Origin of the sequence: Protofrankia sp. CiP1_Cm_nod2 (genome assembly GCF_920664355.1) — a bacterium.
GTDB lineage: Bacteria > Actinomycetota > Actinomycetes > Frankiales > Frankiaceae > Protofrankia.
This window is the reverse complement of record NZ_CAKKTL010000024.1, coordinates 1-26,134: the sequence shown is the minus strand read 5'-3', so window position 1 is coordinate 26,134 and position 26,134 is coordinate 1. Positions and strand designations below refer to the sequence as shown.

The window sequence follows — 26,134 nt, the reverse complement described above, 5'->3', positions numbered from 1 at the left end:
TGGCCCTGCGTGGGCTGGCCCTGCGTGGGCTGGCCCTGCGTGGGCCGACAGGATGCTCCTCGGATTCCCCGGGTGGGTCCCCGGGCCCGCGGCTTTTCCGGGGCCTGAGGGTGCGCGGCACCTGCGTGGCCGCTGATGTGGCCGCGCGCTCCTCGGCCGGCCGGCGCCGGTGGACGACCACCCGCCCGGCCCACGCCCCCGGCGGCCCGCTCGCCGGTCGACCGCCGCTATCCAGCGGCCCGCCAGCCCACGCCCCACGTCTGCCGGGCCGGGCCGCGCGGGGGACATCGCGTGGTGATCACCGTCATGACCAGGTTCAACTCATCCGTCTCCCGTCCGCATCCGTCTCCTGTCCAGTGCCGGTCCGTCTCCCGCACGCCCTACTCCCTGCCCAACGTGGAAGCCACCCAAAGGTGGTGACGATGGTCGCGACGCCCCGGCCAGCCTGGTCATGACGTCCCGACCAGCCTGCGGCGCGCGAGTACGTCCAGCAGGGCCCGCTCCAGGCGGACCACGGCGTCATGGTCGATCGCGAAACGCATCGGACGGTCCCGTACGAAGTCGTCGAAGGTCTGTTGTGTCGTGAACCGCGGAATGTAGTTGAAGACGTGTTTCAGCCGGGTGGTGTCGACCGCGCGCCCATGCGCGAGGAAACCGAGCTGTTCGGCGGAGAAGTCCAGCAGGCGGGATCTGCGGATCAGGTTCCCCAGCGTGACCACGGCCGGGGACGGTACCGGCAGCGGCGCCCGCCCGGCCCGCCGCACGGCCTGGGAGAGCAGGAGGACACCGTCCCCGGCGACGTTGAACGTGCCCGGATGGTCCTGGACGGCGGCCTGGATAAGCACGGCGAGCGCGTCCTCGCTGTGCAGGAGCTGGAGGCGCGGATCAAAGCCGAGTACCGTCGGGACGACCGGCAGCTCGAAGTACCGGGTCAGCGGACTGTCGATACCGGGGCCGATGATATTGGTGAATCGCAGCACGCTGACAGTGACGTCGGGCCGCCGGCGGCTGAAACCCCGGACGTATCCCTCGACCTCCAGGGCATCCTTGCTGTAACCCCCGCGAGGCAGGCTGCGCGGCTCCATCTCCTCGGTGAACAGCGCCGGATCAGAGGGTGATGATCCGTAAATCGTCGTGGTGGACTTGACGATCACTTTTGTGACGCTCGGCGCCTTCTGGCACGCGGCGAGGAGCTGCATGGTGCCGATGACGTTGATTTCCTTCATCGTGGCCCGGCCGCCGGCACCGAGCGGAGTGGCGATCACATTCAGATGAAGGACGGTGTCGACAGCGGCGGCACTGATTACTTTCGCGATCAGCGGATTACGGATGTCCGCACGGACGAACTGGGTGCGGCCGAGATCGTCGCGGGGCGGCACGGTATCGACCCCGATCACATTCTCGATCTCCGGGTCGGCCGCGAAGACACTCGCCACCTGTGCGCCGAGCGGCCGGGAAACACCGGTCACCAGCACGCAGCGTGGTCGCATTTCTCGTCGCCCCCTGCCCCGATACCCGGGCCCATGCTACGCCCTGGCGTTGTCACGCCAGAAACATCGTGGAGTACATGGCGTGGCGTCCTATTGGTCAACAATAACCAACGTCACCCAACGTCGACTATTGACGAGGAAGCATAACTCGAGGCGACACCACAGGCTCATCCGGTAACGATTCCGCCGGTCTCGTCCGACAACGATTCGCAGGCCACATCCGATGACATCACCCGGCCCGGCATCGCCACCGGACCGGGAACAGCAGCCACGCAATCGAATACGGAACACCAGGTAGTCAACCGAGCACAAAAGGTGGCAACGGAAAAGCGGGACCGTCATCACGAAAGCGGATGGTAGCGGCAATGTCACAGAAAGATCTGCCGGTAACGGCAGCCAGACAGCCCCCGATGGCCGTCCGACGGATGCCGGCCGATGCGGCCAGCGATCCAGCAGGCTCCCCCACGGGACGAGAGCGGCGGGGCCGACGCGGCAAGACCGACACCGCGGAGCCGACGGGCGGGGCCGACGCGGCGCGACCAGGGGACAGCAGGGCCGCCACCGGCGAGCGGAGCCGTCGAGAGCGGGGCGACGGGAGCGACAGGGCGACGGGAGCAGCCCGTCCACAGACGGGAGAGCGTCGGGCGCTTCCGGGCCGGGACGCCGGAAGCAGTGGAGATCGCCGGGCTCCCTGCGCGGCCGCGACCGGAGACCCGTGCCGACGCGTGGCGACGACACGGACCGCCGGCCGCGCCGGGCGAGGCCCCACGAACAGGCATCCGGAACGGGCGCATCCTCCGGAGCGGGCATCCAGTTGTGCCTACCGCACACGGGATGCTGTCTGGATCATCGCTCCGGCCGGCCGCCATCCACCGGACGCCGCACGGCCGGCAGCCGGCTACGACGATCCCGCTCCGACGCGCCCGGCCTCCCGCGCCCGGCGCCCACCGTCCGGCGTCCGGGCGAACCGGCTCGTACCACGACGAGCCGACAGCAGAAGAAGCTCGAAGTAATCGTTTAACTACTTCTTGTTGCGCCGTTGAACGCGGGTCCGCTTGAGGAGCTTGCGGTGCTTCTTCTTGGCCATGCGCTTGCGACGCTTCTTGATAACCGAACCCACGAACCCAACCGATCTGTTGGAAGGAAAGCCGAACGAACTACCGGCCGAGCCTACCCGCTCCACCGGACAACGTGGCACGGCCACCCGCTCCCCCACGGGCGGACGAGTACGCGGACGGAGCGACGGCCTGGTTCCCACCCCCGCGCGCTCCGCGCCTTCCACGTCACGGCCCCGTCGTCACGGCCCCGCTGCCACAGCCCTGCTGCCATAGCCCTGCTGGCACAGCCCTGCTGGCACGGCTCCGTTCGCGTACGCCCTGGCTGGTCCTGGCGGGCTTTCGTGTCCGGTCAGGTGGGACTGGCCAGTTCGCGGGAGCGGTCCCGGGCCGCTTCGATCGCGGCCAGCAGGGCCGCTCGGACGCCGTGCTTCTCCAGCTCCCGGATGGCGGTGATCGTCGTACCGCCGGGGGAGGTCACCGCCTCCCGTAGCAGTACCGGATGCTCGCCGGAGTCGCGCAGCATCACAGCCGCCCCCACCGCGGTCTGCACCAGCAGCTGCGCGGCGACCCCCCGCGGAATCCCCAGCAGGATGCCCGCGTCGATCATCGATTCGACCAGGTAGAAGAAATAGGCCGGGCCGCTGCCGGAGAGGGCCGTCACGGCGTCCTGCTGCGCCTCGGGCACCCGGACAACCTTGCCGACCGGCGCCAGCAGCCTCTCGGTACGGCGCAGGTGCTCCTCGCCGGCATGGGCGCCGGCCGAGATCGCCGACATGGCCTCGTCCACCAGCACAGGGGTGTTCGTCATCACCCGCACCACCGGCGTGCCGGCGGCGAGCCGGTACTCCAGGAACGCGGTGGTGACGCCGGCCGCCACCGAGATCACCAGATGCTCCGGCGTGACGACATCGGTGATCTCTCCGACCAGCGCGGTCATGTCCTGCGGTTTGACCGTGAGTATCAGCACGTCCGCCCGGGCGGCCGCGGCCGGGTTGGAGACCGCTTCGACGCCGTGGCGGGCGGACAGCTCCTTGGCGCGCTCCGGCCGGCGCGCCGTCACGAACAGATCCGCGGGATCATGCCCGGAGCGCAGCATCCCCGACAGCAACGCCTCGCCGAGCCTGCCGGCGCCGAGGATAGCGATCGTCATGGACGTCCCTCCTGTCGGCGGACCATACCCGTCCCCAGGCGGAGCACTTTCGTCAACCTGGCTCTCCTGTCAACCCGGCTCTCCCCAGTCCGACCCACACATGACTGGCCCGGCACATGGCTGGCCCGGACGTGACCGGCCGGTGCGCGGCTGCCACCGGTTCCCGCCTCACTCCCCCCCATCCGTCGCCGTCCGCCATCGGAGCCGTCCGTCACCGCCGACGCCCGCCCCCGCCCGCCCGCCGCGCTCACGCGGTGGAGCGCAACGCACGTGCGAAGAACAGCAGGTTGGCCGGGCGTTCGGCCAGCCGCCGCATCAGATAGCCATACCACTCACGCCCGCATGGAACATAGACCCTTACCATCTCACCGGCTTCGGCAAGGCGCCGCTGCTCCCCGGGGCGGACTCCGTACAACATCTGGTACTCGAACGGCCGCCGGGCCGCTCCTCGTGACGCAGCCCCTCGTGACGCCGCCCCTCGTGACGCCGCATCCCACGGCACCGCGGCCCGCGGCGCTTCGGCTTGTGGTGTTGTGGGCACGCGCTCGGCCGGCCGGTCACCCACGGTCGGCGCGCTCGCGGGCAGCCTGCCCGCGGCCAGCTCGCCGGCGAGCCCGGCGGCCAGCTCGATCAGGACCGGATCATGGGTGGCCACCATCGGGTACCCCTGACCCGCCATCAGGATCGCCAGGCAGCGCGCGTAGGAGGCGTTCACCTCGGCCCGGCGGACGTAGGCGGCCGAGGCGGGCTCGGCGTAGGCGCCCTTGCACAACCGCACCCGGCCGCCCGCGGCCGCGAGGTCACGGCAGTCCGCCTCGGTACGCCGCAGGTAGGCCTGGACGACGGCACCGGTCTCATCGAACTCCCGGCGCAGGTCGGCGACGACGGCCAGCGTGGCGTCGGTGGTGGTGTGATCCTCCATGTCGACGGTGACGCACGTCCCGGCGTCGCGGGCCGCCTGGCAGACCCGGAAGGCCAGGTCACGGGCGAGCGCGGCGTCGACCCGCGCCCCCAGCGCGGAAAGCTTGACCGAGACCTCAGCCGCGGGCGTGAGCCCCGCGTCGGCCAGGGCGCGCAGCAGCCCGCCGTAGGCGGCGGCCGACTCCTCGGCCAGCCGGTGGTCGGTGACGTCCTCGCCGAGGAGGTCCAGCGACACCCGCAGGCCGGCGTCACGCAGCCCCCCGGCCACCCTGACCGCCGCCGTGACGTCCTCCCCCGCGACGAACCGTTCCACCACGCCCCGGGTCAACGGCGCGGTGGACACCAGCCGCCGGACCCGCGGATCACCCGACATCATCAACAGCGCCGTCCGCAGCATCCCCGCAGGATCCCGCAACACCCCCGCCCGGGCCCCGAACGCCACGGCAACCACCCCCGACACCCAGCGACACCCACCGGCACGCTCCCACCACACCCCACCACATCCGCCCCGTTTCGCCAGCCCCGCCACATCCGCCCCCAGCACACCGGCCCCAACGCAGCGCCCCACCACGCCAGCCTTCCCACCACCGCCGGCTCTCCCCCATACCGGCCCCCGCCCGGGAGGCTCACCGCGCCACCCCAAAGGACGTGAATACGGTGCCGCGACAGCAACAGATCCACATCGTTACCCCACCTCAAAACGAAAAAGGAATCCCATCATGACAACGAGGGAACAAGTGGCTGCTGTAGCAGCCACTTACGTACTCGTTCCCGACAAAGGTGGATGATCGGCATGTCTTTGTGGGTTTCAGGGGGTGCGGTGGGGTGGGTTCTGCTCAGGACGGGGTGGTGAGTGGGAGGCGGGCCACCGTCAGGATCGTGCGGAAGGGCTCGGTGATCATCCCGTCGGGGAAGGCCTTCAGCAGGGAGCGCCGTTCGGCGTCCAGGAAGTCCTCCAGCCGGTCCCCGATCGCCTGGACGTACGACTTCGAGCGCAGCCACAGCTCGTACCGGTCCAGCGGGAGCGTCCGGCCCCAGTGGCCGGAAACCGTCACGACCTCGGTGAACAGGCCCGTCCAGCGCAGTTCGTCCGCCCAGGGGCGGGTGCGGTAGTCGCGCCGGTAGCCGGGGCTCATCGCCTCCAGACGCCGCTGCTGACGCTCCCACCAGCGCAGGTCCTCGCCGTCGACGTCGTTCCACCAGACCGCGAGCGCGCCGCCGGGGCGCAGCACCCGGGCCGCCTCGGCCGCGGCCACCGGCACCCGCACCCAGTGCCACGCCTGGGCGTAGCAGACAAGGTCCGCCACGGCGTCGGAGAACGGAAGCGCCTCGCCGTCGGCGCGCACCACGCCGATCCCGGGGGTGCGCTCCCGCAGCCGGCCGAGCATGCCCGGGCTGTGGTCCACCGGGATCACCCGGGCGCCGCGCGCGAGCAGGTCCCGGGTGGCTATACCCGTCCCGGCGCCGACCTCGAGGATGTCCGCGCCGGCCAGCTCACGCCCGGCCAGCCAGGCCAGATCCCGGAACAGCTGATCGGGATAGGACGGCCGGGCGGCGTCATAGGCGTCCACCATCGGGTCGAAAAGCGATCTGGCGCTCATTACCGCATGGTGGCACCGTCGTGCGGGCCGGATACGGCTGTTTACCGCTGTTCGTCTCGATACCCCGCCGGTATCGTCACGTCACCGGTACTGCCCCTCCACCGGCATCGCACCGGTATCACCCGCTCCACCGGTATCACCGGCCGGCCCGGCGACAATGCCCGGACCAGGGCCATGACGTCAGGGCAGGCGGCCGGCCGCGGTGACGGGGGCGGCGGCGAGGTTGAGGCGGGTGAACGCCAGGGCCTCGGCGAGGTCGGCCTCCCGCTGCGCTCTCGACTCCGCGCGGCGCGTGTTGATCTCCACGACCACCGTCCCGTCGAAGCCCCGGGCCGCGAGCCGTTCCAGCAGGTCGGCGCATGGCTGGTTGCCGCGGCCGGGCACCAGGTGCTCGTCCTTGGCCAGGCCGACCCCGTCGGCCATGTGCACGTGGACCAGCCGGTCGCCCAGCTCGTCGGCCATGGCGAGCGCGTCGGAACGGGACACGCTGGTGTGTGACAGGTCCAGGGTGACGTGCCGGTAGTCGTCGTCCACGGGCGACCAGTTCGGCGCGTACGCGGACACCTCCCGCCCCCGGGCCCGCAACGGGAACATGTTCTCGACGGCGAAGCGGATGTCCGTCTCGTTCGCCATCCGTTCGATGCCCTCGATGAAGTCGCGGGCGTAGTCACGCTGCCACCGGAACGGCGGGTGGACGACGACGGTCGGTGCCCGCAACGTCTCCGCGACGGCGCGGGCCCGTTGCAGCTTCGCCCACGGCTCGACCCCCCAGACACGCTGGGTGAGCAACAGGCACGGGGAGTGGATCGCCAGGATCGGAATGCCGTGATAGTCGGCAAGCCGCCGCAGAGCTTCCGGATCCTGGCTCACCGGATCCGTCCACACCATGATCTCTACGCCGTCGTAGCCAAGCCGGGCAGCCATCTCGAAAGCCGCCGCCGTCGACTCCGGATACGTCGACGCGGTCGACAGAGCCACTCTGGCCGAGGGCACCCGTGCGATGGCACGCCCACCGCCACGCGGTGCGAGCCGGGCCGGGTAGCCGGTGTCAGGGGAGAGAACAGCGGAATCCGCTGTCGGCCGCCACAAATCTGGGCCACGGTTGTCCGCGACCTCGGCGTCCCCGAGCCGCGGCGCTGGGGTCTGCGCCTCGGACATCCCTCAACAGTAGTGCCTGTGCGCGGCGATCGGCGCCCGACTCGGAGCACCGAGACAGCAGACCGGTTACCGAACGAAGTCGCACAGGGACTACATGGAGACCACACAGAGATCGCACAGGGACCGGACGGGGCTCACATGAAGATCATTTGGAGGGCTGTTCGAAGGTCACGCGGAGGTCAGCCAGTCCAGCCTGCGCAGAATGATGCCCTCCCGCAGCGCCCACGGGCAGATCTCGACCTCATCCAGGTTCAGCAGGTCGAGGGCTTCGTCGGCGACCACGGACCCGGCGGCCAGCTGGCCCGCGCGGTCGGCCGACACCCCGGGCAGGTCGCACCGTTCGGCGGCGGACAGCCGGCACAGCCGCGCGGACATCTCGCGCAGCGCGTCCCGGCGCAGGACCCGGCGGACGTACGGGCCGCGGCTGTAGGGCTCCGCGCCGGCGATCCGGGCCAGCGACCTGAAGGTTTTCGACGTCGCCACCGCCCGCGTGGGCTCGCCGACCACGTACAGCCGGGAGACCACCGGGGCGATGTGCGCCCGGACGTAGCGCCGCAGGGCCGTCACCTCGGAGCGTTTCGGCGGGTCGTTGGCGAACCAGTCCCGGGTGAGCCGGCTGGCCCCCAACGGCAGGGAGGACACGACGTCGGGGTCCTCGTGCATCCCGGCCGCGATCTCCAGGGAGCCGCCGCCGATGTCGAGCGCGAGCAGCCGGCCGGCGCTCCAGCCGAACCAGCGCCGCACCGCCAGAAAGGTCAGCCGGGCCTCGTCCTGCCCCGGCAGGACCGCGAGCGCGACCCCGCTGGCGGTCCGCAGACGAGCCAGGACGTCCTCACTGTTGGTAGCGTCCCGCAGCGCGGAAGTGGCGAACGCCACAAGATCGTCCACGCCGAGCTCGTCGGCACGCGCACTCATGTCGATGATGCAGCCGGTCAGGATCCGCTCCCCCTCGGCGGAGAGCGCTCCGTCACCGTCGAGGAGCTCGACCAGCCGCAGCGGGACCTTCATGCTGGCGGCCGGCAGCGGCTGGCCGCCGACATGGGCGTCCACCACCAGCAGGTGCACGGTGTTCGAGCCGATATCGATCACACCGAGGCGCATCCGGCCGGAAACCGGCGGGACGGCGACGTGCGGGGCGGCCTGGTGGGGCAGGGCCTCCTGGCCCACCTCCTGGCCATCGCCGAGGGGGGCCGGCACGGGCAGCGTCACGGGCGGGTCACCGGCCCCGGGCCGGGCGGCGGCGGGGATCTCCACGGCGGCGGTCTCGGCCACGGGCTTCAGTGACATCGGACACACGATAGGCCCACCCGCACGGCAACCGACAACCCAGCCGGGCCGGCCGGGCCGGCGAGGTCATCCGAATCGGCCAGACCGGCCAGATCGGGCAGGACGGAAACAGTTGGCAGACCGGACAGCGGACGAAGAGCGCATGCCCCCCTCGCCGCGTGGCCAAACTTCACGCATCCACTCCCGGTCGTGCATCGAGCCGGCCACGGCCGGCCGGCACCAGCGCCCAGCGAACCAGGCCACCGGTATCCGGCGAACAACACGCCCGGCGGACCACCATGACAGCGACGGCTAACCACCATGACAGTGATCAGGTACGCACAGCGACCAGGCCGGGCGGAGCCCTCACCCGACCAACGTACACAAGTGATCGCCACTGTCGGGCCGAAACGCCGATCAAAGAACCGAATCGTCACAGAAAGATCACGATCACGCCACCGGAGAGAATCCACCGGAGAGAACAGGGCCGCCGGAGACGCCGTGCCACCGGGGGCGCCGCCGGCGTCAGGGCTCGAACTTGTACCCCAGGCCCCGCACGGTCACCAGGTGGCGTGGGTTCCCGGGCTCGTCCTCGATCTTGGTGCGCAGACGCTTGACGTGGACGTCGAGGGTCTTGGTGTCCCCGACGTAGTCCGAGCCCCAGACCCGGTCGATCAGCTGGCCGCGGGTGAGGACCCGGCCGGCGTTGCGCAGGAACATCTCCAGCAGCTCGAACTCCTTCAGCGGCAGCGGGACGGAGGTGCCGGCGACCGTGACCACATGGCGTTCGACGTCCATCCGCACCGGACCGGCCTCCAGCGTCGCCGTGACGTGTTCGTCGACCTCGCCGCGGCGGCGCAGCACCGCGCGGATACGGGCGACCAGCTCACGGGCGGAGAACGGCTTGGTGACGTAGTCGTCCGCGCCGAGCTCCAGGCCGACGACCTTGTCTATCTCGCTGTCGCGGGCGGTTAACATGATCACCGGGACGGTCGACCGCTGCCGCAGCGCACGGCAGACCTCCGTCCCGGACAGGCCCGGCAGCATCAGGTCCAGCAGGACGAGATCGGCGCCGTGCCGCTCGAACTCGGTCAGCGCGGCCGGCCCGTCGGCGGCTACCGCGACGTCGAAACCCTCCCGTTCCAGCATGAACGACAACGCGTCCGAGAACGACTCCTCGTCCTCCACGACCAGCAGGCGGGTCACGCGTCACACTCCTTCGTCATCCGTCCGTCATCCGGGTGTCGGTCCGTCGGCCGTCATTCGTCGGTCAGTCGCCGTTGTCGCGCCTGTGCTCGGCGCCGGCATCGGCATCGGTGTCGATGCCGGCGCCGGTGTCGATCTCGGTGTCGATCTCGGTGTCGATCTCGGTGTCAGCATCGTCATCGGTATCGGCCAGCAGCAGCGGCAGTCTGATCGTGAACGTCGACCCGGCCCCCTCGGAGCTCCACACGCTCACACTTCCCCCGTGGTTGGTCGCGACATGCTTCACGATCGCCAGGCCCAGCCCGGTACCGCCGGTCGTGCGGGACCGCGCCGGGTCCGCCCGGTAGAAGCGCTCGAACACCCGCTCCAGGTCCTTCTCGGCGATGCCGATGCCCTCGTCGGCGACCGAGAGCTCCACGGTGTCACCGGCGCGCCGGACACCGACGACGACACGGGTCCCCGGCGGGGAGTAGGTGACCGCGTTGTTCAGCAGGTTCGCCAGCGCGGTGACCAGCTGTCCCTCGTCCCCGCTGACCACGAAGTCGCTGTCGCCGATCACCGCAACGATGATCTCCTGGGCGGCGGCGGCCAGCCGGGTGCGGTCGAGCGCTTCGGCCACCACCACCGACACCTGCACCGGCTGGGGATCCGGCCGCGGGTCCGCGCCCTGCAGCCGGGACAGATCGATGATCTCCTGTACGAGGCGGGCCAGCCGGGCGGACTCGTGCGTCATCCGGGACGCGAACCGGCGGACGGCCGCCGGATCGTCACTGGCCGCGGCGACGGCTTCGGCCAGCACGTGCAGCGCGCCGACCGGGGTCTTCAGCTCGTGGCTGACGTTCGCCACGAAGTCCCGGCGGACCGCCTCCACCCGGCGGGCCTCGGTGAGATCGTCGAGGATCACCGCGACATGGCCGTCCGCGTCCAGCCGCGAGGTGCGGGCGCGTACGGCGAACGCCTCCTGGTCGGGACGGGGCCGGGTCAGCGGCGGTTCGGGGCGGGGCGGCAGGTCGAGCTGCTGGTCACGGTCGACGCCGTCGCCGCGGGTGCGGGCGGCCAGGTCGCTGAGCTCACCCAGGTCCAGCCGGCTGTCGACGATCACCCCCATGGCGTGGGCCGCCGGGTTGGCCAGCACCACCACGCCGTCGGCGTCCAGAACGATCAGCCCGGAGGGCAGGCCGTCGACAAGGCGCCGGACGAGCCGCGAGGGCAGCGCCGCGTGCGCGGCGGTCGGCGGGTTCGCGGCCGTCGCATCGCGGAACCGCCGCCGCGGGGACACCGCCGTACTGTCACCCGTCCGGATCGTGGGCGCACCCCGGCCCGGCGGCGCCTGAGCCGGCAGCGCCTGAGCCGGCGGCACCGCACCCGACGACGCCTGAGCCGGCGGCACCTGGGCCGGCGGCACCGCACCCGACGACGCCGCACCCGACGGCGTCTGGGCCGGCGGCGCCTGGGCCGATGCCGGTCGCGGGCCGGGACGCTCCCGGCCGGTGCGCGGCGTGGAGCCGACAGCATCCGAGCGGGTCCCGCCGGCGAAGAACCCGAAGCCGGAGAAACCGGAACGGCCGATGCCGGGCAGCCCGATGCCGGGCAGCCCGGAACCGGGGAGGCCGAAGCCGGCCTCCCGCTCGTCCGCGCCCTCGCCCACGGCCGAATGGTAGGTGGGCTGCGGGTGTATCCACCCAACCCGGTCCGATAGTCGTCAGGAGTTCACCCGGCCAACAGGATGTGTTCACCGTGGGGCGAGCACTGCCGACCATCGTTGATCGCGACAGGGTATGCGCGGCGTTCGGGGTCATATGTCCAGGAGCAATCGCTGTTCGCCCTCAACGTGTGACGCGCCGAAGAGCGGAACGGCGACTTTCCCACGGACAGCCGACGCCGGCTCGCAACGCCGGGAGCCGGCACGCGCATGGTCACCGTCCCGGCGAGCCGGGAACACGGCCGCCGTCCCGGTGACCAGCGAGATCCACGGCTTCCAGCAGCGCGAAAGAAACATGATCGTGCTCTGCCAGCCGTCCTGACCTCACCCTGTTGTGGTCCGATGGGCTGACAACCGCTACAGACACGAAGGAGCCGTCCGTGCGGGACGCCTTCCACGACGAGCTCGAGAGCATCAACTCCTCGCTCGTCGAGATGACCAACCTGGTCGCTTCAGCAATGGCGCGAGCGACGACCGCCCTTCTCGACGCAGATCTGCAGCTCGCCGAGGGCGTGATCACGGCTGACGAGACCGTGGACCTGCTACGCAACGAAATCGAGGAACGATCCTTCGACATAATGGCGCGCCAGCAGCCGGTCGCCACCGACCTGCGGACGATGGTCACCACGCTGCGTATCGTGGCTGACCTCGAACGCATGGGCGACCTCGCGCTGCACGTCGCCAAGGTGGCCCGCCGGCGCTACCCCGGCCGTGCCGTCCCACCGGAGCTGCACTCGACCCTGCTGGAGATGGGGCAGGTCGCGCAGCGCATCGTCGCCAAGGCGGGGTCGGTCATCGCCGGCCACGACGCGGCCCTGGCCAAGGAGCTGGAAAGCGACGACGACTCCATGGACGCCCTGCACCGCAAGCTCTTCCACGTCCTGCTGGAAACGGAATGGACCTACGGCATGGAGGCCGCGATCGACATCACCCTCTGTGGCCGCTACTACGAACGCTACGCCGACCACGCCGTCTCAGTAGCCCACCGGGTCATCTACCTGGTCACCGGCAAACGGGTCTGACCCGCCCGGAGCGGGACCAGCTACACGAACAGAGCGGTGACGTGGTTCCGCCCCTGCCGGGCCCGCGTTCCCCACGTCACGGCTCCGTTCGGCGCCGCCGAGCGCCCACCCGACCGGCGTTCGTTACTTCTTGCCCTGGGCGGCTACGGCGGCGGCGGCCCGGGCCGCTTCCTCCGGGTCGAGGTAGGACGAGGACAGGACGCGCAGGTCGTCATCCAGCTCGTAGCGCAGCGGGATGCCGGTGGGGATGTTCAGGGCGGCGATGTCGCCGTCGCCGATGCCGTCGAGGTGCTTGACCAGGGCGCGCAGCGAGTTGCCGTGGGCGGCGACGAGCACGGTCCTCCCGCGCCGCAGGTCCGGCACGATCGCGTCGTACCAGTACGGCAGTATCCGGGCCACCACGTCCTTGAGGCACTCGGTCGCCGGGATGAGGTCCGGCGGCAGGTCGGCGTAGCGCTCGTCCACACCGCTGACCTGCTTGGGGCCGATGGGCGGCGGCGGGGTGTCGTAGGAACGGCGCCACAGCGTGAACTTCTCCTCGCCGTACTCGGCGAGGGTCTCGGCCTTGTTCAGCCCCTGCAGGCCGCCGTAGTGCCGTTCGTTCAGGCGCCAGGAGCGGTGCACGGGGATCCACGTCCGGCCGGCCGTGTCGAGCGCGATCCAGGCGGTGCGGATCGCGCGCAGCAGCAACGACGTGTGCACCACGTCCGGGAGCGCACCGGCGTCGCGGAGCAGTTCACCGCCGCGGGCCGCCTCCTGGCGGCCCTTGTCGGAAAGGTCGACATCCACCCAGCCGGTGAACAGGTTTTCTCGGTTCCACGTGCTCTCGCCGTGGCGGAGCAGAACGAGCGTCGGCATGACTTCGATCCTGCCGCAACCCGTCGCCGCGATGCGGCTGGATCGGCCGTGGCGCACCCGTCCGGGGCACTTTCAGGGCCGCTCCGACCGCGACGCCCAGCCCTTCACCACCCCACACCGGTACCCCCGCCCCTGGCCGCCCGGCCCGAACCGGCCCGCTGGTGTTGCCCTCGTCCGCTGTCCTGGTTGTCGGCTTGGGTGTCAGTCGGTGGCCTTGGGATGGCCGGTACCGGCGTAGATCACCCACGCGGTCCGGTTCGAATCATCGATCAGATACCAGATGCGTCCGCCGCTGGTGACCTCATACTGCCAGCGTTCCAGCGTCTGGCCTTTGAACGTCGCGGTGCCGAGGGCGCCCTTGAGACGGTGGTGACGGTCCGGATTGCCGCGGATCCGCGGCAACGACCGGATTGTGTCGAAGGCGCGGCGCAGGTTGCCCGGGGCCTGGCGGGCGAGGTGTTCCCAGCCGTCGGCGGCCTCGTTGGTGGCGAAACAGATGTCGTACTCGCTGCTGGTGGGGGGTGGAGCGGCGCGGTCTTCCCGCTTCGGGCTCATTCGGTTGCGACGGCGGGTGGCTGGGGGACGGGGCCGAGGTCGCCGTCGGGTTCCCGGGTCAGGATCGCGTACAGGGCGGGGTCGGCGTGGATCTCGGCGCTGTGCCGCCACTGGGTGAGCAGGACGGCGACGGGAGCCAGCGTGTCCAGCGCCATCGCGCCGCGCGCGGTTGCGATGAGCTCGGTGAAAAAGGTGTCGACGTCCGCCGGCGGTAGGAACGTCGTCCAGGGCAACGCGTCTGGCAGCGCCTGCCGCAGAGCGGCAGCGTTCCCGGTGTGGATCAGGCTGGCGAGCATGCGGGTGGCGAAGTCGACCACGGCGGAGTCCTGTTCGAGTTGCTCCACTCGCATCAGCGCGAGGTCCGTCGCGTCGCGGCGGCGCAACCGGAGCGCGCGTACCTCGTCGAGCCGTCGGGCGGTTGCCGCCGGATGATGGAGGAGCTCGCTGAACGGGACTTCCTCGTAGGCCGCGCTCATGACATCCACACTAGCTCGGATGTCGCAACATCTTAAGATCGAATCATGGCCGCAACATCTCGGACCTTGCGGGCCACCCATCGATGACGCCCGACCGCCTTCCGCCCCATCGACGGTCCCGCCAGCGGCGTCGTGATAATCCGCAGCCGCCGCGTGGCATCCTGAGCCGTCCGACTGGGGACAAAAAGACCTCCGGGCGCTTCCATCGCCCATGGAAGGGACGACAGGTCGTCGGGACCAGCGACGACGCCCGGAGGTCCGGTGCCTGTCTGGTTCTCGCCGGTGCCGGTGCCCGCAGGTCACCCGGCAGGGGTGAGGACCACGAGACCGGCTTAGCGGACAGTCACCTCACGAGTCCGTTTATCACACAAAACTAGACCACCTCCCTTCTCGTGTACGGACAACGCTACGGGGGCCGGGTGGGCTCGGCAACCGCTTTTCCGCACCAACCGCCAAGCCGTCGCCGGCGACTCCTGAACACTTAAGGCGACTTATGTATAACAAAAAGTAATTATCGTCGGAGGGTCGCGACGGTGACACAGCAGGACACCGTCCGCACGATCGAAGATCCATCGGACGCGGCCTAAACTGTGTCCATGACGGTGGACGTCGCGAAAGGCCGGGAGAGCTGGCGGTGGCGTGAGGCTGCTGCCGCGCCGGTTGCCACCGCGTCACCGCGGGCCGAGGTCCCGGCGTCGTCAGCCTCGGGGTCGTCGTCAGCCCCGGAGCCGGTGGCGGACGGCACCTGGCAGACGCAGTTACGCTCCCGGGGCTACCGGCTCACCCCACAACGCCAGCTCGTCCTCGAAGCGGTCGCCCGGCTCGGCCACGCCACCCCCGAGGAGATCGTCACCGAGGTCCGCCGCACCGCGGGCGGGGTCAACATCTCCACGGTGTACCGCACCCTGGACCTGCTCGAGGAGCTCGACCTCGTCTCGCACGCCCACCTCGGTCACGGCGCGCCGACGTACCATGCGGCCGGCGTCGTCGAGCACGTCCATCTGGTGTGCGGCGGCTGCGGCACGGTGCGGGAGATCCCTTCGGACGTCCTGACCGACCTCGTCGCCCGGCTGCGCGACGACTTCGACTTCTCCGTGGACGTCAGTCACGTCGCACTTGCCGGCCGATGCGGGAACTGCGCGACCCCGGTCTCGGGTTGAACAGGCCATGACCGGACAGTCCATGACCACCGACCCGATCGCCACGCGCACGCCCGGCGGCCCGGACAGCCCGGACAGCCCGGACAGCCCGGACAGCCCGGACAGCCCGGACAGCCCGGACAGCCCGGACGACGGCTACCGTTCACCGCTGCTGGCCGTCGCCAGTGCCGTGCCCGCCACCGGGCCCGATCTCGGGGTCGCCGACCACTATGGGGATCCGCTGCGCGAGCAGCGCGCCGGCGAGCGCGGGGCAGTGGTCGTCGACCGCTCGCACCGCGGGGTGCTGCGCGTCACCGGTGTGGACAGGCTGTCCTGGCTGCACAGCATCACCTCCCAGCATCTCGCCGCGCTGCCGGCCATGCGGGGCAGCGAGGCGCTGGTGCTCTCCCCGCACGGCCACGTCGAACACCACCTGATGATCGCCGACGACGGGACGGCCAGCTGGCTCGACGTCGAGCCGGGCACCAGCGCCGCACTGCTCGCCTACCTGGAGTCGATGCGTTTCCTGCTGCGGGTCGAACCGGTCGACGTCCATGCCGACTATGCCGTGCTGTCGGTCATCGGCCCGGCCGCCGTGGACGTCGTGACCAGCGCGTTCGCCCCGCTCGACCCTCCGCTCCACCGGCCTGACCGCCACGATGTGACGGTGGGTTACGACGGTGACCTGCTGGCCCATGGTCTGTACCCGCTGGCCCGGGCCCTCGTCCGGCCGGCCGTCACATCACCAGCCGTAGTCGACGGCCCCGTGGCCGACAGCGCCGCGACGGACGGCCCGGGGGCCGGCCTCGAGGCGGGCGAGCAGGAGGATCCGGGCGGATCCGAGATCCTCGTCCGGGCGATGCCCGACGGTCTCGACCTGCTCGTCCCGCGCCGGACGCTGCGCGGGATGGTCGAGCGGCTCGTCTCCGCGGGCGCCTCCCTCGCCGGGGCCGGCGCGTTCGAGGCGGCGCGGGTCGCCGGCCGCCGGCCCCGCCTGGGCGCGGAGACCGACCACCGGACGATCCCGCACGAGGTCGGCTGGCTGGCCACCGCCGTCCACCTCGACAAGGGCTGCTACCGTGGTCAGGAGACCGTCGCCCGCGTGCACAACCTGGGACGCCCGCCCCGGCGCATGGTCCTGCTGCATTTGGACGGCACGACGGTCGCCCACGGCGCCCCGGTGCACAGCGGCGGCCGGGCGGTCGGGTTCGTGGGCACGTCCGTCGTACACGCGGAACTCGGCCCGATCGCGCTGGCGATCGTCAAACGGACCGTGCCCGACGACACCGCCCTGGTCGTCGTCGACCCGGAGGCGGGTGAGGTCGCGGCGTCCGTGGAGCCGGCGGGCGGGCCCGACCAGCCGACCCGCCCGGCCGGCCGTCTCGTCGGCTGACCCGAGCCCGGACCGTCCGTTCCGTGCGTCGCACCCTCGGCCGGGCCGCTCGCCTCGGCGAGGGCAGCCGTCCCCCGGGTGGGATAGGACGACAGGACACGGTCAGGCGGGACGAGCGAGGAGCTGATCCACCTCACGGACGTCCGGATGCGCCGCGTGCCGGCGCAGGGAGCGCCGGACATCCTCCGCCCGCCGTGCGTTGCGCTGCGAGCGGGTGGCCTCCAGGAACGGCGTCGCCTGGCGGACGAGCGCGCACCCGTGGTCGATGTTGCCCAGGTCGATCTGCACGGCCGCGCGGCGGAGCAGGTATGTCGCGTGGTCGCGGGCGCGGGCGACCGGGTGCACCGCGAGGGCGTGCGCCAGCCAGCGGTCCGCCTGCTGTGGCTGGCCGAGGTCGATGTAGCAGATCCCGAGCTGGGCCGCGTGGAATCCCTCGTCGAAGATGCCCGCCCAGGCCGGGTCGTGTGGGCTGGAACGGCCGGCCGCCGTTTCGGCCTGGGCCAGCGCGCGGAAGCACCCGGCCTGGTCGCCCAGTGCCGCGTACGCCCGGGCCAGCCTCATCTGGAACATCGCGCCGGCGCGTCCGCTGATGCCGCCGCTGCTCGTCACGGCCGCTTCGGCCAGCTCGAGGGCTTCCTTGGGACAGGCGAAGTCGACGCACTGCAACGACATGTTCTTCATGATGTTCGCACCGACCAGCCGGTCCCCGGCGGCGTGGGCGGCGTGCAGGGCCGCGATCCAGTAGCGTTGCGCGCTCGTGTGGTAGCCGGCGTCGAACGACGCCCACCCGGCGATCCGGGCGAGTTCGGCGGCGAGCAGCTGGAGGCTCGTCCCGATCTTCTCCGTGTACGAGCCCTTGGCGAGCAGGTCGGTGACCACTCGCAGCTCGGCGTCGACAAGCCGCCGGACGCCCTCCCCGCCGAGCCGGTCGTCCATCAGCCGTAACCCCGGGATGTTGTGCTCGATGCGGTGGACCACCTGTTCGTCCACCCGGCCGCCGTCCAGGGCGGCGGCGAGCCGGGTGGGCTCCAGGTTGAGCCACTCGCCGGCCAGGCTCGCCACACCCGCTCCGGTGATGGTGAGGAAGCCGCGGCGGTCGGTGAGGGCACCTTCGACAACATCGATCATTGATGTCACACTGCCTGCGCTGTTCCACGGGTAGTCGGTACGTACGACGTCACCGGTCGGCAGCCAGGCCGGCCAGGGATGGGACTCGATCTTCTGGGCCGAGACTCCCAGCTCGGTGGCGAGGGCAAGCTGGGAGACCCGGTCAGGCACGACACCCCGGTGTTCCCAGCGCCAGACCTTCTGACGTTCCGCCGCCATGTTGGCCACACCCAGGTCGCGTGCGCGGCGCGCCACCACCCGGGCCAGTCGCTGATAGGACCAGCCATGCTGCGCCCGGACGAACGCGAGCGGGTGAGCGCAGGCGCCGGCGCCCTCGGTCGACATCATCTGTCTCCTTCGAGTCGCATCTGGTGAGCAGCTAACAACGCTATGTGATGACATCTTCGCGACACAGTGACAAACAGGAAGCGATGCGTGCGCAAAAGACCACAGGAGGACAACGACATGCACCGTTTAACACCGATTGCACACGTGCTCACACGATGGCCGCGAATGCACCGCACAAAATCCCGCACAGGCCATTGACTGCTCATCAGCTTGCTGTTCAGCAAGATCCTGCAATCATGCTACCGCCGGTCGCGAGCCCCACAAGAGGCCGTACCACGGCGAGATCACACGGAGCGTCTCGAAATGCCTACTCCCCGTTCGCGATCTTATAAAAGAATGTAATAAATACAAAAAGAAACAGAATCGTGGACGGAGCGGGAGCGGAGCGACGGCAAAGCCGAAAAGCCGAACGCCCCGACGGGCAACGGCCGCATGGCGGCCACCGGCCGGACGGCCGTCAACCGAACGGCCACCGGCCCGATGAGCAGCAATCAAATGATCATCGGGCCGGTGGCCGCCGGTCACATAAGGTGGCCGCCGGTCACATGATGAGCGCCTCCGCCTGCTTCTGCAGTTCGGTCAGCGTGGCCGTCGGATTCGCGCCCGCCATGATCCTCGCGACCGCCTCGGATGCGAGGACGGGCACCTCACCGCCGCGCGGCCCCGACCAGTACGGCGCGTGGACGACCGAGTCGGTCATCGCGTTGAAGGGCACCACCTGCGGGTACCGCTGGTACAGCGAGACCAGCCGGTTGGCCGCCTCGATGTCGACCGGCAGGTAGCTGAGCACCGTCGCCCCGGCGGCCACCACGTCCGGCGCGAGCATCGCCATCATCAGCTCGGTGGCCATCTCGTTCTGGCAGCGGTCGGTGGCCAGCACCACGAGGCCGTTCCCACCGGCCACCGGATGCTGCGTACCACCCGGCAGGACGGGCAGCGGCGCCACGCCGAGCGGGAACGCGCCCCTGCCCTGGCGTTCGATGGTCTGTACCCCCGGCACCACCGAGCTGATGCTCGCGCCCACGATCGCGGACTTCCGGTTGAGGGCGAAGCGGACCATGGCGTCGGCCGGCGTGTTCGACTGGGGCCCGTAACCGCCGACCCTGGCCAGGAAGCTCGCGGTGTCGCGCGCCGCGGCACTGGTGAAGTCCGGCCGTCCCCCGGCGTTCTGGATGTTCGCGCCCTTCGACCCCGCGATGGTGTTGAAGAACCACTGCCCGAACTGGTCCGAAGCCGGCAGGTCGACCGGCTGGACGCCGGGCAGAGCCTGCCTGATCTTTTCGGCCGCGGCGAGCAGGCCGGTGGTGTCCTTCAGCGACCCCGGGTCCACCCCGGCCTGGGCGAGCATGTCGGCGTTGTAGAGCAGGACGGGCACGGAGACCTGCTGCGGGACAACGAACAGCTGCCTGCCCACCGACCCCAGCGTGGTGAACCGCTGGTCGTAGGAGGCGCGCAGCGACCGCGGCGATACCTCCTGGGCGTCGAGCCGTTCGACGAAGGTGGCCAGCAGGTCGAGCCCGGCCACCGCGAGGTCCGTGCTGCGCCCGGCGGCCGCGTCGGTACCGATCTGCTGGACGATCTGGGAATAGCTGGTCGCGGTGGACGTGATGTCGACCGTCAGGCCGGGGTGGGCCTTCTCCATGTATGCCTTGGCTGCCTTCGCGCTGTCGGTGAGCGGGCCGCTCGCGACCATCCGCAGCGTTCTGACCCTTGTGGCGCACTGGAGCGACGCCGTGGCCCCGTTCGCGTCGGACACGGCGACGGTGGCCGGGCGGGCCGGCGGGCGCGGGCCGGCTGCCGGCGACAGGCCGCCGGAACCGCCCACCCCACACGCGGCGATCGTGCATACGGCGGCGACGACAACGGCGAACCGTGTCGCCGGCGGAATCCGGATCAATTTTCTTCCTTTCAGGCTTTCACGCCCCGACGCCGCCGGTTCTGATATCGGTGCCGAGGCCGGTGCTGCCGACGGCCCGGGCGGCCGGCATCGGACCGGAATGAGCACGGTCGATTCCGCGCTACTCGTTCGCGGTACTCGGCGCGGCCGATGGCCGGGACGCGGGAACCGGCGGCGGGAACGCGGCCTGCGGGCCGGTGGGCCGCCGGGCCGCCCGCGGCGCCGGGGCCCGGCGAGACCTCGGCGTCCCCTGGGAGCACCGCGGACGCCGGGACCCCGCGGACGTCGGGACCCCTGCGGCCACTGAGGCCACTGAGGCCACTGAGGCCACTGAGGCCACTGGCTGGGCCCGGCGCCGGGCGCCGTCGAGGGCGGCATCCCCGGGCACCGGCACCGCTGCCGGCCGCGCGGAACGTCGCGCGTGACGCGGCCCGGAAGGCTCGCCTGCCGGCGGCCGCCCATGGGCGGAGCCGCCGGCAGGCGCTCCCGCCGGCGGCCCCGGGCGGGTCTCGTCTGCTCGGTACACGGCTGGAATCCTGGTGGCCGGGAGAACATCTGTATACGACCGGGGCATGTCACCGCGGCCACACATATGACGGCCCGTTCAGAAAAACCGTGGTTGACGCCGGATTGCCGGCCAACGGCCCGCTGTCGTATTTCCGACAATGTTGAGGAAAGCACATCGGAAATTCGCCGGCCACGATTCCGTCCGGGGTGCGGCTTCCCCCGCGGGAGCGTTCCGCCCACCCTCGAGGCAGCGCCGGGAACGGCGGGCGGAGCGCTCCCCGGCACCGGGGACGGCACCACGGCCCGGCACCGAGAACGACACCGAGGCCCGGGACCGGGGACGGGCACCGGGGCGACCGGGGCGACCGGGGCGACCGGGGAAGATCCCGCCGCCCGCCGCCCCCGCCGCGACGCGGCTCCCCCCACCGGGACGACGCCCGACGGCCGACGGCGTCTCCCCGGCCTGCCAACGGCCAGCAGGATGTGCCCCATCCGCGCGATGCCTGTAAGAATGGCAGCTGACCTGACGCCGATCTTCGGGACCACGATGAGCGAGCGCAACAGCTCCGAATGGGGGCGTGTCGGCGACGACGGCACCGTGTACGTACGCACAACCACGGGTGAGCGCCCAGTCGGCTCCTGGCGGGCGGGCTCCCCGGCGGAGGGCCTTGCGCACTTCGCCCGGCGCTATGACGATCTGGCCGCCGAGGCCGCGCTGCTGGAGCAGCGGCTGGCCGTCCCCAGCGCCGACCCGACGGGGCTCGTCGCGAGCGCGCGGCGGCTGCTGGCCTCCCTCGACACCGCGGCGGTGGTCGGTGACCTGGACGCGCTCACCGCACGCCTGGGGTCGGTGCTGGAAGCGGCCGGCGAGCGTGGCGCGCGGCGCGAGGCCGAACGCGCCCAGCGGGCCGCCGCCGCGGTGGAGGCGAAGGAAGCGCTCGTCGCCGAGAGCGAACGCCTCGCGCGCAGCTCCGACTGGAAGACCGCCGGGGAACGGTTCCGTTCGATCGCCGTCGAGTTCCGGGCGGTCACGGGGGTGGACCGCCGTACCGACGCCGACCTGTGGAAGCGGGCCACCGCCGCGCGCGAGGAGTTCAACCAGCGCCGGACCGCTCACTTCGCCGCGCTCGACCAGCAGCGGGCCCAGTCCAGACAGCGCAAGGAAGCAATCGTGGCCGAGGCCGAGGCACTCGTCGACTCCACCGAATGGTCGGCCACCGGCGCCCACTACCGGGCGCTGATGAACCAGTGGAAGTCGGCCGGGCGGGCACCCAGGGACATCGAGGACGAGCTGTGGGCGCGTTTCCGTGCCGCGCAGGACGCCTTCTTCGCCCGGCGCAACGCCGCCAACGCCGAGCGGGACGCGCATCTGCGGGTGAACCAGGCCGCCAAGGAGCAGCTGCTCGCCGAGGCCGCCGCGCTCGACCTCGCCCGGCCCGACCAGGCGCTGCGCAGGCTGCGGCAGATCGAGGAACAGTGGGACATCATCGGGAAGGTGCCCCGGGACGCCGTCGGCGACCTCGAGCGACGGCTGTCCGCCGCCGGTGACCGCGTCCGGTCCGTGTCCGATGCCCAGTGGCGCCGGCGGGAGGCTGCCGAGTCCCCGTTCGTGACGACGCTGCGGGAGTCGGTCGCCAAACTGGAGGCGCGGCTGGAGCGTGCCCGGGCCCACGGGCGCGCGGACGAGGTGGCCGAGACCGAGTCGGCGCTAGCAACACAACGCGAGTGGCTAGCACACGCGACTCGCTGACCAGCGGGAAGGACTGGGCCGGCGAGACCGGCCGGTAGCCGGCTGACCGCCATCGCCCGGCGGCTGATCGACGGCTGACCGATCGACAGCTCGCCGATGCGCAACCAAAAGTAAAATGTTTGTTACTTATTGCGATCTCAGTGTGGCCACATGCGATCGTTCGCAACCCCTGAGACAAGTGTGAATACTCACAGTACTCATTGTGCTTAGCGCATCCGCAACATCGTTAATACCGTGAATAAACATCAAATCCCCGCGTGGGCCCACCTGTGCGCGCCGGAGGCACGGAAACCCTCGGGCCGGCCCGGGCGGAGGCGTCCCGGGCATTCCAGAATGCTTGCCAACTGCTTGCCACAGCTAGCAGTTGGCCGTACGATGCCAACCATCGGTTCAGCGACACGGCGAGTCCCGTGACCGTACGCATGGTTCGCCCGGTGAAGTCCGCCCGGCGGGCATGGTCCACCCGGCGCGCCGGCGCATACCTCAGACGAAAGGAGGCCGACACTGAACGTGCCGCCCCTGAACGTACGCGATCTCGGAGACTTCATCCGGGACCAGCGCAAGGCTGCACATATCTCGGTACGTCAGCTCGCCCGGCAGGCCGGCGTCAGCAATCCCTATCTGAGCCAGATCGAACGCGGCCTGCGCAAGCCGTCCGCCGAGATTCTGCAACAGATCGCCAAGGCGCTCCGGATCTCCGCGGAAGTGCTGTACGTGCAGGCCGGCATTCTCGACGAACGGGCGTCGGACAGCGATGTGACCGCGGCGGTCCTCGCCGACTCGACGCTCACCGAACGGCAGAAGCAGGTCATTGCCGAGATCTACGACGCGTTCCGGAAGGAGAACGCCGTATACGGGCTGACCGGCCGCCCGGCTCTGCCGGACAGCCTGCGGCGGGGCATATCCACCGCCACGCCCGCGGCGGCCCTTACCGGCTCCGCGTCCACCGCATCCACCGCTGCGTCCACCGGGCCCACCACGTCCACCGGGCCCACCACGTCCACCGGGCCCGCCGGCTCCGCGCCGGTCGCCGAGACCTCGGTCGCCGAGGGCACGGCCGCCGAGACGAAGCCGGCCGGCACCACCCGCCGGGCCACCGGGGCCACCCGGGCGGCGGCCACCCCCGCCCCGCGCGCGCCCGGCACCTCCGACACCGCCCCGAAGCGGACAACGGCGGCCCGACGGCCACGCACGGCAGCGGCCACCGGCGATACCGGCAAGACCAGCGGGGATGCCGCTGCGAAGACCGGCCGCTCCACCCGGACCACCGCTGCCAGCAACGGGGCCACCGCCCACAACCCGCCGGATGACACCTCGTCATCAACGAAGTAACAACAGAACAGTATCCAGCGACCACGTCACAGTCACGACACTGGAGGTAGCAATGGCCACCATCCGAACCAGCGCCGACAAGTCGGGCGACACCGTCGAGGCCTCGGCCGACGTCAAGATCCCGCTGTCGGAGGTCCGCAAGCCCCTGTACGCCTATGTGGGTGCCGCGGACGCCGCGGTGGAGAAGATCCGGAGCATCCCCACCGTCTACGTCGGCGAGATCAAGAAGCTTTCCAGCCGGGTCAACGACCTCTCCACCCAGGCCCAGCGGCTCCCCGGCAACGTGCAGACCGCTGTCACCTCCCTGCCCTCGTCGGTGAGTGCCCAGCTTTCCGACCTTCAGGGACGTGCGAGCACGCTCTACAGCAACTTCGCCGACCGCGGCGAGAAGCGCGTTACCCGCATCCGCCAGAGCCCGACGACCGAGGATGCCGTGACCCGGACCCGTAACGTGGTCAACCGGGCCAAGGCCGTGCGCTCCTCGGCCGACCAGGCGCCGAAGGCGACGAAGACGACGAAGTCCTCGGACAGCGCCAAGGAGAACAGCGGCTCCGAGAGCGCGAAGTCCAAGTAGCCCGACCGGCCGAATGGCCGGACAGGCGAACGGTCGAATGGCCGGTCGTGCCCCGGCCATTCGACCGCCTCACGACGGCAACTGCGCCACCACTCGAAAAAAACAACCAGACGCCACCGGCCCGGTCCTGTGATCATGACGGGCGGCGAATCCCGGTACCTGACGCCCGGGGTTCATGGTATGTCGTGTTGTACTGACGATATGAGATATCGCCCACTGGGATCTTCCGGCCTACTGGTATCCGTCGTCGGCCTCGGCTGCAACAACTTCGGCTCACGGGTCGACCTCGAGGGCACCCGGGCCGTCGTCACGGCCGCGCTCGACAACGGCATCACCCTGTTCGACACGGCGGACACATATGGCAACAAGGGTGGTTCGGAGACCCTGCTCGGCCATATCCTGCGGACCCGGCGCGACGAAGTGGTCCTCGCCACCAAGTTCGGTAACGACATGGGTGGGGTGTACGGGCCCGACTTCAACGCCCGCGCCTCGCGCCGGTACATCCGCAAGGCCGTGGAAGGCTCGCTGCGCCGGCTGCAGACCGACTATATAGATCTTTTCCAGCTGCACAGCCCGGACGCGTTCACCCCGGTCGAGGAGACGCTGGCCGCTCTCGACGAGATAGTGCGCGAGGGCAAGGTCCGCTACGTGGGTTCGTCGAACCTCGCGGCCTGGCAGGTCGCCGACGCCGAGTGGACCGCGCGCGCCTCCGGCACGACCCGCTTCATCTCGGCCCAGAACCACTACAACCTGCTGGAGCGGAGCATCGAGGCCGAACTTGTCCCGGCCGCGCAGAAGTACGGCATCGGCATTCTGCCGTACTTCCCGCTCGCGAGCGGCATCCTCACCGGCAAGTACTTCCGGGACGAGCAGCCCCCGCCCGGCACCCGGCTGGCCGGCCGCCAGGACGAGCTCACCGACGAGGTCTTCGACCAGGTCGAGGCCCTGGAGACCTTCGCCCGGGAACGCGGCCGCTCGCTGCTGGACGTGGCGATCGGCGGCCTGGCCGCGCAGCCCGCGGTAGCCTCCGTGATCGCCGGGGCGACGACGGCGGAGCAGGTTCGGGCGAACGTCGCGGCCGGCGAGTGGCAGCCTCGCGCCGACGACCTCACTGTCCTCGACAAGATCGCTCCGTCCCGGCGGCCGGGCGCCTGAGCGGCGGGCCGCTCCACCGCTCACCCGTCCACCGCTCACCCACCGGGTCCGTCGCTGCCGCCAGGGGCGGTGCCCGCGGTGCCGGCGGTGGCAGCGTCCGCGTCCGTCCGTACCGGCGGCCAGGCAAAGGTGACCTCGCCCAGCCGCCATCGCGGACGGCTGCCCCGTACGGGCCAGCCGTCCGCCCGCAGGGACTCGACCGCGGCTGTCCAGCGCTGCCGCGGCCCGAACACGGCCCGCGGCGCGCTGCGCCGCCAGGCGTCGTCGAACGCGGCCAGCAGCGCGTGCACGTCCTCGCCGGGGACGTTGTGGGCGATCAACGACTTGGGCAGCCGTTCGGCCAGCTCGGACGGACGCGCGAGGCTCGGCAGGTGCGCGGCCAGGGTGAGCGTGCTGCCCTGGCGCCACGGCCACGGCGTCCCGGCGGGCGGCCCGGGGCCCGTGAGCGGGCCGGCTGCCGTGGGCCGTC

At 70.9% G+C, this 26,134-nt stretch carries 21 protein-coding genes and 1 pseudogene; 7 read left to right on the top strand and 15 right to left on the bottom strand.

Annotated elements, in window-relative coordinates; all coding sequences use genetic code 11:
• Positions 1-449: 449 nt before the first annotated feature.
• From NBW84_RS04535 to NBW84_RS04495, 9 genes are all read right to left on the bottom strand, one after another.
• Positions 450-1,490: an NAD-dependent epimerase/dehydratase family protein gene (locus NBW84_RS04535; RefSeq protein ID WP_250281988.1), complete on the bottom strand. Its 1,041-nt coding sequence runs from the start codon at positions 1,488-1,490 to the stop codon at positions 450-452.
• Positions 1,491-2,511: 1,021 nt separating this feature from the next.
• Positions 2,512-2,610, bottom strand: coding sequence for a 30S ribosomal protein bS22 (locus NBW84_RS04530; protein ID WP_003948845.1), 99 nt, complete (start codon positions 2,608-2,610; stop codon positions 2,512-2,514).
• 287 nt (positions 2,611-2,897) lie between these two features.
• On the bottom strand, positions 2,898-3,698 hold the full coding sequence (proC, locus tag NBW84_RS04525; protein ID WP_250281987.1) for a pyrroline-5-carboxylate reductase: 801 nt from the start codon (positions 3,696-3,698) through the stop codon (positions 2,898-2,900).
• A gap of 247 nt (positions 3,699-3,945) precedes the next feature.
• Complete coding sequence (locus NBW84_RS04520) at positions 3,946-5,016, bottom strand: proline dehydrogenase family protein (RefSeq protein ID WP_445548555.1); 1,071 nt, start codon at positions 5,014-5,016, stop codon at positions 3,946-3,948.
• Between the two features lie 439 nt (positions 5,017-5,455).
• A complete protein-coding gene (locus NBW84_RS04515) occupies positions 5,456-6,220 on the bottom strand; it encodes a class I SAM-dependent methyltransferase (RefSeq protein WP_250281982.1) in 765 nt (254 codons plus the stop codon).
• 180 nt (positions 6,221-6,400) lie between these two features.
• On the bottom strand, positions 6,401-7,378 hold the full coding sequence (locus NBW84_RS04510) for a sugar phosphate isomerase/epimerase family protein (RefSeq protein ID WP_250281980.1): 978 nt from the start codon (positions 7,376-7,378) through the stop codon (positions 6,401-6,403).
• A 168-nt stretch (positions 7,379-7,546) separates the two neighbouring features.
• A complete protein-coding gene (locus tag NBW84_RS04505) occupies positions 7,547-8,479 on the bottom strand; it encodes a Ppx/GppA phosphatase family protein (RefSeq protein ID WP_445548556.1) in 933 nt (310 codons plus the stop codon).
• Between the two features lie 690 nt (positions 8,480-9,169).
• The gene (locus NBW84_RS04500; RefSeq protein ID WP_250281976.1) at positions 9,170-9,850 is read right to left on the bottom strand and encodes a response regulator; all 681 of its coding nucleotides are present in this window, start codon (positions 9,848-9,850) and stop codon (positions 9,170-9,172) included.
• A 64-nt stretch (positions 9,851-9,914) separates the two neighbouring features.
• Positions 9,915-11,153 (bottom strand): sensor histidine kinase, encoded by a 1,239-nt coding sequence (locus NBW84_RS04495; protein ID WP_445548635.1) that lies wholly within the window; start codon positions 11,151-11,153, stop codon positions 9,915-9,917.
• A gap of 779 nt (positions 11,154-11,932) precedes the next feature.
• Between NBW84_RS04495 and phoU the strand changes: the two genes are divergently transcribed.
• Positions 11,933-12,574: a phosphate signaling complex protein PhoU gene (gene phoU / locus NBW84_RS04490; protein WP_250281972.1), complete on the top strand. Its 642-nt coding sequence runs from the start codon at positions 11,933-11,935 to the stop codon at positions 12,572-12,574.
• A gap of 123 nt (positions 12,575-12,697) precedes the next feature.
• On the opposite strand, the gene NBW84_RS04485 is transcribed toward phoU, so the two are convergent.
• The 3 genes from NBW84_RS04485 to NBW84_RS04475 form a co-directional block, all read right to left on the bottom strand.
• The gene (locus NBW84_RS04485) at positions 12,698-13,432 is read right to left on the bottom strand and encodes a phosphoglyceromutase (protein ID WP_250281970.1); all 735 of its coding nucleotides are present in this window, start codon (positions 13,430-13,432) and stop codon (positions 12,698-12,700) included.
• Positions 13,433-13,633: 201 nt separating this feature from the next.
• Positions 13,634-13,987 (bottom strand): hypothetical protein, encoded by a 354-nt coding sequence (locus tag NBW84_RS04480; RefSeq protein WP_250281967.1) that lies wholly within the window; start codon positions 13,985-13,987, stop codon positions 13,634-13,636.
• Positions 13,984-14,463 carry a hypothetical protein gene (locus NBW84_RS04475; RefSeq protein ID WP_250281965.1) on the bottom strand — a complete coding sequence of 160 codons (480 nt, stop codon included), beginning with the start codon at positions 14,461-14,463 and terminating at the stop codon, positions 13,984-13,986. Before NBW84_RS04475 ends, NBW84_RS04480 begins: the two co-directional genes overlap by 4 nt.
• A gap of 596 nt (positions 14,464-15,059) precedes the next feature.
• Between NBW84_RS04475 and NBW84_RS04470 the strand changes: the two genes are divergently transcribed.
• Together NBW84_RS04470 and ygfZ are read left to right on the top strand one after the other, a co-directional pair.
• Positions 15,060-15,623 carry a transcriptional repressor gene (locus NBW84_RS04470; RefSeq protein WP_250282002.1) on the top strand — a complete coding sequence of 188 codons (564 nt, stop codon included), beginning with the start codon at positions 15,060-15,062 and terminating at the stop codon, positions 15,621-15,623.
• Positions 15,624-15,630: 7 nt separating this feature from the next.
• On the top strand, positions 15,631-16,995 hold the full coding sequence (gene ygfZ, locus NBW84_RS04465) for a CAF17-like 4Fe-4S cluster assembly/insertion protein YgfZ (RefSeq protein WP_250281963.1): 1,365 nt from the start codon (positions 15,631-15,633) through the stop codon (positions 16,993-16,995).
• Between the two features lie 102 nt (positions 16,996-17,097).
• Here ygfZ and NBW84_RS04460 read toward each other — a convergent pair whose 3' ends face one another.
• Both NBW84_RS04460 and NBW84_RS04455 read right to left on the bottom strand, forming a co-directional pair.
• Entirely contained in the window at positions 17,098-18,447 is a 1,350-nt protein-coding gene (locus NBW84_RS04460; protein WP_250282001.1) for a transcriptional regulator, read from the bottom strand.
• A gap of 544 nt (positions 18,448-18,991) precedes the next feature.
• Entirely contained in the window at positions 18,992-20,347 is a 1,356-nt protein-coding gene (locus NBW84_RS04455; protein ID WP_250281961.1) for an extracellular solute-binding protein, read from the bottom strand.
• 1,018 nt (positions 20,348-21,365) lie between these two features.
• On the opposite strand from NBW84_RS04455, the gene NBW84_RS04450 reads away from it, so the two are divergent.
• From NBW84_RS04450 to NBW84_RS04435, 4 genes are all read left to right on the top strand, one after another.
• On the top strand, positions 21,366-22,604 hold the full coding sequence (locus tag NBW84_RS04450) for a DUF349 domain-containing protein (RefSeq protein ID WP_250281959.1): 1,239 nt from the start codon (positions 21,366-21,368) through the stop codon (positions 22,602-22,604).
• A 510-nt stretch (positions 22,605-23,114) separates the two neighbouring features.
• On the top strand, positions 23,115-23,936 hold the full coding sequence (locus NBW84_RS24080) for a helix-turn-helix domain-containing protein (RefSeq protein ID WP_445548634.1): 822 nt from the start codon (positions 23,115-23,117) through the stop codon (positions 23,934-23,936).
• 52 nt (positions 23,937-23,988) lie between these two features.
• The gene (locus NBW84_RS04440) at positions 23,989-24,510 is read left to right on the top strand and encodes a hypothetical protein (RefSeq protein ID WP_250281957.1); all 522 of its coding nucleotides are present in this window, start codon (positions 23,989-23,991) and stop codon (positions 24,508-24,510) included.
• A 201-nt stretch (positions 24,511-24,711) separates the two neighbouring features.
• A complete protein-coding gene (locus tag NBW84_RS04435; protein ID WP_250281956.1) occupies positions 24,712-25,665 on the top strand; it encodes an aldo/keto reductase in 954 nt (317 codons plus the stop codon).
• 35 nt (positions 25,666-25,700) lie between these two features.
• Here NBW84_RS04435 and NBW84_RS04430 read toward each other — a convergent pair.
• Positions 25,701-26,134: pseudogene (locus NBW84_RS04430) on the bottom strand (class I SAM-dependent methyltransferase); the annotation flags it as partial.

Coding starts and splice junctions, on each gene's coding strand:
- NBW84_RS04435 (WP_250281956.1), top strand. CDS start 24,712: ATGAGATATCGCCCACTGGGATCTTCCGGCCTACTGGTATCCGTCGTC.
- NBW84_RS04460 (WP_250282001.1), bottom strand. CDS start 18,447: ATGTCGACCGAGGGCGCCGGCGCCTGCGCTCACCCGCTCGCGTTCGTC.
- NBW84_RS04470 (WP_250282002.1), top strand. CDS start 15,060: ATGACGGTGGACGTCGCGAAAGGCCGGGAGAGCTGGCGGTGGCGTGAG.
- ygfZ (WP_250281963.1), top strand. CDS start 15,631: ATGACCGGACAGTCCATGACCACCGACCCGATCGCCACGCGCACGCCC.
- NBW84_RS04505 (WP_445548556.1), bottom strand. CDS start 8,479: ATGCGCCTCGGTGTGATCGATATCGGCTCGAACACCGTGCACCTGCTG.
- NBW84_RS04520 (WP_445548555.1), bottom strand. CDS start 5,016: ATGCTGCGGACGGCGCTGTTGATGATGTCGGGTGATCCGCGGGTCCGG.
- NBW84_RS04450 (WP_250281959.1), top strand. CDS start 21,366: ATGGCAGCTGACCTGACGCCGATCTTCGGGACCACGATGAGCGAGCGC.
- NBW84_RS04480 (WP_250281967.1), bottom strand. CDS start 13,987: ATGAGCCCGAAGCGGGAAGACCGCGCCGCTCCACCCCCCACCAGCAGC.
- NBW84_RS04440 (WP_250281957.1), top strand. CDS start 23,989: ATGGCCACCATCCGAACCAGCGCCGACAAGTCGGGCGACACCGTCGAG.
- NBW84_RS04510 (WP_250281980.1), bottom strand. CDS start 7,378: ATGTCCGAGGCGCAGACCCCAGCGCCGCGGCTCGGGGACGCCGAGGTC.
- NBW84_RS04485 (WP_250281970.1), bottom strand. CDS start 13,432: ATGCCGACGCTCGTTCTGCTCCGCCACGGCGAGAGCACGTGGAACCGA.
- NBW84_RS04515 (WP_250281982.1), bottom strand. CDS start 6,220: ATGAGCGCCAGATCGCTTTTCGACCCGATGGTGGACGCCTATGACGCC.
- NBW84_RS04535 (WP_250281988.1), bottom strand. CDS start 1,490: ATGCGACCACGCTGCGTGCTGGTGACCGGTGTTTCCCGGCCGCTCGGC.
- proC (WP_250281987.1), bottom strand. CDS start 3,698: ATGACGATCGCTATCCTCGGCGCCGGCAGGCTCGGCGAGGCGTTGCTG.
- NBW84_RS04475 (WP_250281965.1), bottom strand. CDS start 14,463: ATGAGCGCGGCCTACGAGGAAGTCCCGTTCAGCGAGCTCCTCCATCAT.